The organism is Methylobacterium sp. E-066 (genome assembly GCF_022829635.1).
Taxonomy (GTDB): domain Bacteria; phylum Pseudomonadota; class Alphaproteobacteria; order Rhizobiales; family Beijerinckiaceae; genus Methylobacterium.
On record NZ_JAKSYO010000041.1, the window covers coordinates 1 to 6,574 of the forward strand.

Here is a 6,574-nt window from a genome sequence, read left to right on the forward strand (position 1 = left end):
TCCCTCCCCCCTCTGCGGGGGAGGGTGGCCCGCGAAGCGGGTCGGGAGAGGGGAGCGCCGCTTCCGGACCAGTCGCGACGGGTGCCACATCCTGAACCGTCGCGCTGCCCCTCTCCCGACCCGGCCTGACGGCCGGCCCACCCTCCCCCGCAGAGGGGGGAGGGAGAGCGCTCGACCCCCAACCCTTGCAACCCCAACCCCCATCCCCCGAAAGGCTGATTTCGCCGGCTTTGAAAGCATGGCCTAACGGGTCCGGGACGGCCCGCCGGCCGGGGAGGTCCGGGACCGTCGATGGCGAGAGCGCGGACGGGTTCGGGTCGGCTCCGTGTGTTGGGCATGGTCGGCGCGCTGAGCCTCAGCTCGGGGCCGGCCCTACGGACCGGACCACCCTGGAGCACTGGTACCGCGCCCACGTCCTCGGCGGCCCGGGCGCGTTCCTGTTGGCGGACGCCGGCTACGGCGATTTCTCCCGGGCGCTGCGCCGGAAATTCGTGATCGCGATCAGCGCCCTAGGGCGGTAGCCCGGCGACGCCTCAGGGCGCCTTCTTCAGCTGGCCTTCGGCTCGCGCCACACCGGCCTCGCAGGCTGCGGCATCACCCTTGGAATCGGCCGTCCGCGCCTCGTCCAACGCGACCTTGGCCTGCTGGGCGGCGTCCGCTCCCTCGCCGGCCTGGGCCGACTTTTCCGGCGGGGCCTGAGGGGATTCGTTGGCGCGCTGGCCCTCGGTGCCGGTCATGCCCTCGCCGCCGCGCTTGGCGGCGTTGCCCTGGCCGCTGGTCGAGGCCGAGATCGAGGCGGTCGCCTCCGACGTCACCCGCTTCGACAGGGCGTCGATCTTGTCCGAGCAGGGGGAGGCGAGGACCGGGGCCGCCATCAGGATCAGGGCCAGGGGCACCGTGACGGAAACCGTGAAGGCGGCGGGACGCATCATCGTAGCGAACTCTTTCATGGCGGGGGGCCGGGGATCAGGTCCCCGGTCCCCCAACGCGTCGCGAGGGAATGCGGTTCAGGCGCTCAGCTGGTCGCGGATCGGCAATTGCCGCACGCGCCGGCCGGTGGCGGCGAAGACCGCGTTGGCGATGGCCGGCGCAACAGGAGGCACACCGGGTTCGCCGACGCCGCCGAGCGGGCCGTCATAGGAGCCGGTCGGCACCAAGTGCACGCGGACCACCTTCGGGGCGGCGTCGATCCGGATGATCTCGTAGCCGTCGAAGTTGTTCTGCACCGCGCGGCCCTGCTTGAAGGTGATCTCGGAGGTGAGGGCGAGCCCCATCCCCATGACCACGGCGCCTTCCATCTGCGATCGGATGCGCTCCGGGTTCACCTGCGGCCCGCAATCCACCGCGATGTCGATGGCGTGGACCTTCACCTGGCCCTTGTCGTCGACCTCCACCTCCGCGGCCACCGCCGTGTAGGTGACGAAGCTGTAGTGGCCGGCGATGCCGAGGCCGCGGCCCTTGGGCATCTGCCGTCCCCAGCCGGCGCCCTTGGCGACGGCCTCGATCACGCCGCGCAGGCGGCCGGTGTCGATCGGGTAGAGTTTTGGGTCCTCGCCGTGGTTCCAGACGTCGCCGATCGAAGTCGGGTCGATCTTCCGGGCCGGACCGATGAGATCCAGCAGGTACTCCTTCGGGTCGCGGCCGGCGGCATGCGCCAGCTCCGACACGAAGGACTGGATCGCGAAGGCGTGCGGGATGTTCGAGACCGAGCGGAACCAGCCGATCCGGACATGGGCGGCGGCTTCCGGGTTCTCCATCCGGGCGTTGGGCAGGTTGAACGGCGTGTTCACCAAGCCCATCCCGAGCTCGAACGGCAGCTCATGCTTCGGATCGGGCGCGAAAATCGAGCCGATCGTCGGTGCCACCGAGCGGTGCAGCCAGGCCACCGGCATGCCCTTGTCGTCGAGGCCGGCCTCCAGGTGCTCCACCGAGATCGTGTGGTAGTAGCCGTGGTGGATGTCGTCCTCGCGGGTCCAGGCGAGCTTGACCGGCGCGCCGTCCACCGCCTGCGAGCAGAGCGCCGCCTCGACCACATAATCCGGCTTGGACTTGCGCCCGAAGCCGCCGCCGAGCAGCGTGACGTTCACCTTGACCTTGTCGTCGGGCAGCTTGAGCGCCTTCATCAGGCGATCGTTAGCAGCCTGCGGACCCTGCGTGCAGGCCCAGGCCTCGCAGAACCCGTCCTTGACCCGGGCCACGGCGGCCGGGGGCTCCATCGGGGCCTGCACCAGGTGGGGCACGAAGTATTCGGCCTCGACCTTGGTCTTGGCCTTCGCCATCGCACCGTCGACGTCGCCCTGGTTGCGCACGACCTTGCCGGGCTTGCGCGCGGCGGCTTCGAGCTCCTTGCGGAACACGTCGGTGTCGTAGCCGGCGTTCGGGCCGTCATCCCAGGTGATCTTGAGGGCGTCGCGCGCCTTCAGGGCCGCCCAGGTATTTTTCGCGACGACCGCGACGCCGCCCAAGGGCATGAACTCGGACGGGATCTCGCCGCCGTCGATCTTGAAGATCTTGACGACCCCGGCGACCTTCTTGGCCTCGGTGTCGTCGTAGGACTTGACCTTGCCGCCATAGACGGCCGGACGGGCGACCACCGCGTACAGCATCCCGTCGAGCTTGGTGTCGAGGCCGTAGACGGCCCGGCCCGTGGTGATGTCGAAATTGTCGATCAGCCCGATCTTGCCGGTGCCGATGTAGCGGAAATCCTTCGGGTCCTTCAGCGTGACGTTCGTGGGCACCGGCAGCTCGGAGGCTGCCTGCGCCACCGCGCCGTAGCCGAGGCTGCGCTTCGACTTGGCATGGGTGAGGGTGTGGTTGGCCGCCGTCACCTCGGAGGCCGGCACACCCCATTGCTTGGCCGCGGCCTCGATCAGCATCAGCCGCGCGGCGGCGCCGGCATGGCGGAAATGCTGGAAGAAGTGGCGCAGCGAGCGCGAGCCGTCGGTGTCCTGGTTGCCGAAGCGCGCCTCGTCGCCCCAGGCCTGGACCACCTTCACCTTCGGCCAGTCGGCCTCCAGCTCGTCGGCGACCGTGAGCGCCACCGAGGTGCGCACGCCCTGGCCCATGTCGGAGCGGTGGTTGGTCACCGTGACGGTGCCGTCCGGTGCGATCGCCACGAAGATCTTCGGGTCGTCGCGCCAGCCATGCGGCATGCCGTCGGCGCCGAATTTCTGCGCCTTCTGCTCGGCGGTCTGGCCCTCGTCGGCGCGGGCGTCGCGCAGAGACAGGGCCAGCACCAGGGCACCGGCGCCGCCGAGGATGCCGCGGCGGCTGACATTGGCGAGGACCGGCTTGGCGGTCGGCTTCGCGTTGGCCAGTTCGGCCATCATCTGGGCGTCATGAATCACAGGCGCTCTCCCTTGCCGGCGGGCGCCGTCTGGCCGGCGGCCTGATGGATCGCCGCACGGATGCGCGGATAGGTGCCGCAGCGGCAGATGTTGCCGCTCATCGTGTCGTCGATGTCCTGCTCGGACGGCTTCGGCGTGTCCTTGAGCAGCGCGGCGGCCTGCATGATCTGGCCGCACTGGCAGTAGCCGCACTGGGCGACGTTGAGATCGCGCCAGGCCACCTGCACCGGGTGGTTGCCGTCGGGCGACAGGCCCTCGATGGTCACGACCTCCTGGTCGGCCGCCGCCGAGATCGGGGTGATGCAGGCGCGGGTCGCGGCGCCGCCGAGATGGATCGTGCAGGCGCCGCACAGCGACACGCCGCAGCCGAACTTGGTGCCGGTGAGGCCCAGCTCGTCGCGCAGGTACCACAGCAGCGGCATGTCGGGATCGCCGTCGAAGCTGCGCGCAGCCCCGTTCACGGTGAGTTTGATCATCGGTGTATCCTGTCTGGCGGCGCCGGAACGGCGTTCCGTCGGGTCCGGGCCGAGCGGGAGGCGCCGACCGATCCTCTGGTCCACGCGTCCGCCTCTGGGGCTAACCCGACGAACGGGCCTTTGGGTTCAGAATAGGAAGAATTCTAATCCACCCCGGGAGACTTGTGCAACGCAAGGTAGGCGCGGCATGCCGCCGGAGGTCCGCGCCCGGGACATGCCGCGTGTGGCGGCGCACATGCCGATGTCTTGGAAGGATTGCCTCTTCAGGGCCGGGCGCTTGGAAAACCATGCTGCCGCGCCGTCCCGATGACGATCAGGGTCGGCACGAGCAGGGCGAGCAGAGCGGGCGCGAAGGCGCCGGTACCGACCCTGTCGAGCAGCAGGCCGCCGACGATTCCGCCGCCCGCGATCGCCACGTTCCAGACCGTGACCAGCATCGCCTGCGCGAGATCGGCCGCATCCCCGGAGGCCTTGGCCAGCGCCGCCTGGAACAGGGTCGGCACGCCGCCATAGGCGAGCCCCCAGATCGCGGCGGCGACGCAGATTGCCGCCGGATCGTCATTCCGGAGGCCGAAGATCAGCGTCGCGAGCCCGAACAGTCCGGCGCTGAGCAGCGTCAGCGCCCGCGCATGCCGGTCGATGAGGGCGCCGACGACCCAGAGGCCGACCAGCGACGCGGCGCCGAAGACCAGCAGCACGAGGTCCGTCCGCTTGCCCATGCCGCCGGCGGCAAGGAACGGCGCGACGTAGGTGTAGAGGATGTTGTGGGCCAGCACGAAGGCCAGCGTCACGAACAGCACCGGGCGCACGCCGGCTATCGCGAACACGTCGCGCAAGGTATGGCGCCGGCCGCCCGGCTGGCCGGGGAAGTCCGGCACCGTGACCAGCACCCACGCGACGAGGATCAGCGTCAGCCCGCTCATCACGCCGAAACAGGCCCGCCAGCCGATCGCCGTGCCCAGGAAGGTGCCGGCGGGGACGCCGAGCGAGAGCGCCAGCGGGATGCCGACCATGGCGACTGCGATGGCGCGGCCTTTCTGGTGCTCCGGCACCATGCGGGCCGCGTACCCGACGAGCAGAGCCCAGAGCAGGCCGGCCGAGACGCCGGCGACGAGGCGCGCCGCCAGCGTCAAGGCGTAAGACGCCGAGACCGCCGTGACGGTGTTGGCCACCGCGAAGCCGAGGATCGCGGCGAGGAGCAGCGTCCGGCGACGCAGGCCCTGGGTCGCCGCCGTCAACGGGATCGCGGCGATCAGCGAGCCCAGGGCGTAGATCGTGACGAGCTGCCCGGCCAGGGATTCCGGCACCGCGAGGCCGGCGCCGATCTGCGGCAGCAGGCCGGCGGGCAGCGCCTCGGTCAGGACGGTGATGAAGCCGGCGAGCGCCAGCGCCAGCAGCCCTGCCAGGGGAAGGCTGTTCGGCTCGGCCGTAGCGTTGATGGTGCCGGCAATAGATTGGCTGGGAAGGGTTCGGGGTTCCGGGGTCGCCGTCATCGCTCACCTGTTCGATCGAGGCGGTGCCCTCCGCTGGCGGGAGCGCCGGGAGACCAGTCACCGACTCGGGCGGCGACGATAGAATCGCTGGCGCGACCCGATCATCGGGCTACAATTCGCGACATATCGGACAGATCGGTCCGCAATCGGTGGGCGCGATGGACAGGCTCGGCTCCCTCACCGCCTTCATGCAGGCCGCCGAGGCGCGCAGCTTCACGGCGGCGGGCCGGCAACTCGGCGTCTCCGCCTCGGCGGTCGGCAAGGCGGTGGCGCGCCTGGAGGCGCGGCTCGGCGTGCGGCTGTTCCACCGCTCGACCCGGGTGGTCACGCTGACCCCGGAAGGCGGGCAGTTCCTCGAACGCTGCCGCAAGATCTTCTGCGAGATCGAGCAGGCCGAGCTGGAATTATCCCAGACCCGAGATGCCCCACGCGGAAAACTGCGGGTCAGCCTGCCGATGGTCGGCCGCCTGATGGTGCCGACCCTCTCGGCCTTCATGGTCGCGTGGCCGGAGATCGAGCTCGACCTCGATTTCACCGACCGGCTGGTCGACGTGATCGACGAGGGGTTCGATGCGGTGATCCGCACCGGCGAGGCGCGGGATTCCCGGCTGATGACCCGGGTGCTCGGCAGCTACGACCTCAAGCTGGTCGGAGCGCCCGCCTATTTCGCCCTCCACGGAATCCCGGACTCGCTCGGCGACCTCGCCGGGCACCGGTGCCTGCGCCACCGCTTCCCGACGACGGGCCGGCTGGAGGATTGGCTGCTGCAGGCGGGCGACACGATCGACTTGCGCACCGCGGCGACCTCCAACACCATCGAGCCGCTGGTCTGCCTGGCCGAGCGCGGCCTCGGCATCGCCTGCCTGCCGGATTTCGCGGTCCGCGCGCAGATCGCGGACGGGACGCTGATGAGCGTGATGGACGACGCGGTGCACCGCTGCGGCACCTTCCGCATCCTCTGGCCGTCGAGCCGTCAGCTCGCGCCGAAGATCCGCGTCTTCGTGGATTTCATGGCGGAGAACCTGTTCGCGCCGCCATGACGATCCGGGTTTCAAAAGGTCCGGGACCCAGCCCTTTCAAGATGTTGGGCTGAGAGCCAGGACATGGCGTCGAGCCGGTCTGCACGGCCGTTTTCCCGGGCGCATGCAGCGCCAGCGGAATGCGACCCGGGACCCAGCACACGACGGCGCGCAGCGTCCGTCCGATCGACCTGTGCCGCTGGCGCGGCGCTTCGTGTGCTGGGTCCCGGATCAGGTTC

Annotated in this window: 5 protein-coding genes and 1 pseudogene; 2 read left to right on the forward strand and 4 right to left on the reverse strand. The window is 70.2% G+C overall.

Annotated features, from left to right (window positions below; all coding sequences use genetic code 11):
• Window positions 1–308 precede the first annotated feature (308 nt).
• A pseudogene (locus tag MKL20_RS04145) lies at window positions 309–521 on the forward strand (DUF1194 domain-containing protein); the annotation flags it as partial.
• A gap of 12 nt (window positions 522–533) precedes the next feature.
• On the opposite strand, the gene MKL20_RS04150 reads toward MKL20_RS04145, so the two are convergent.
• The 4 genes from MKL20_RS04150 to MKL20_RS04165 all read right to left on the reverse strand — a co-directional run bounded on the left by MKL20_RS04150 (window position 534) and on the right by MKL20_RS04165 (window position 5,316).
• On the reverse strand, window positions 534–932 hold the full coding sequence (locus MKL20_RS04150; protein ID WP_244035622.1) for a hypothetical protein: 399 nt from the start codon (window positions 930–932) through the stop codon (window positions 534–536).
• 75 nt (window positions 933–1,007) lie between these two features.
• On the reverse strand, window positions 1,008–3,347 hold the full coding sequence (locus MKL20_RS04155; RefSeq protein WP_244035623.1) for a xanthine dehydrogenase family protein molybdopterin-binding subunit: 2,340 nt from the start codon (window positions 3,345–3,347) through the stop codon (window positions 1,008–1,010).
• On the reverse strand, window positions 3,344–3,823 hold the full coding sequence (locus MKL20_RS04160) for a (2Fe-2S)-binding protein (protein ID WP_092042949.1): 480 nt from the start codon (window positions 3,821–3,823) through the stop codon (window positions 3,344–3,346). Before MKL20_RS04160 ends, MKL20_RS04155 begins: the two co-directional genes overlap by 4 nt.
• Before the next feature lie 263 nt (window positions 3,824–4,086).
• Entirely contained in the window at window positions 4,087–5,316 is a 1,230-nt protein-coding gene (locus MKL20_RS04165) for an MFS transporter (protein WP_279594520.1), read from the reverse strand.
• A 158-nt stretch (window positions 5,317–5,474) separates the two neighbouring features.
• On the opposite strand from MKL20_RS04165, the gene MKL20_RS04170 reads away from it, so the two are divergent.
• On the forward strand, window positions 5,475–6,356 hold the full coding sequence (locus tag MKL20_RS04170) for a LysR family transcriptional regulator (protein ID WP_244035624.1): 882 nt from the start codon (window positions 5,475–5,477) through the stop codon (window positions 6,354–6,356).
• Window positions 6,357–6,574: the final 218 nt, after the last annotated feature.

Excerpts from the sequence above, each read along its gene's own strand:
- MKL20_RS04150 (WP_244035622.1), bottom strand. The coding sequence starts at position 932 with ATGATGCGTCCCGCCGCCTTCACGGTTTCCGTCACGGTGCCCCTGGCC.
- MKL20_RS04160 (WP_092042949.1), bottom strand. The coding sequence starts at position 3,823 with ATGATCAAACTCACCGTGAACGGGGCTGCGCGCAGCTTCGACGGCGAT.
- MKL20_RS04165 (WP_279594520.1), bottom strand. The coding sequence starts at position 5,316 with ATGACGGCGACCCCGGAACCCCGAACCCTTCCCAGCCAATCTATTGCC.
- MKL20_RS04170 (WP_244035624.1), top strand. The coding sequence starts at position 5,475 with ATGGACAGGCTCGGCTCCCTCACCGCCTTCATGCAGGCCGCCGAGGCG.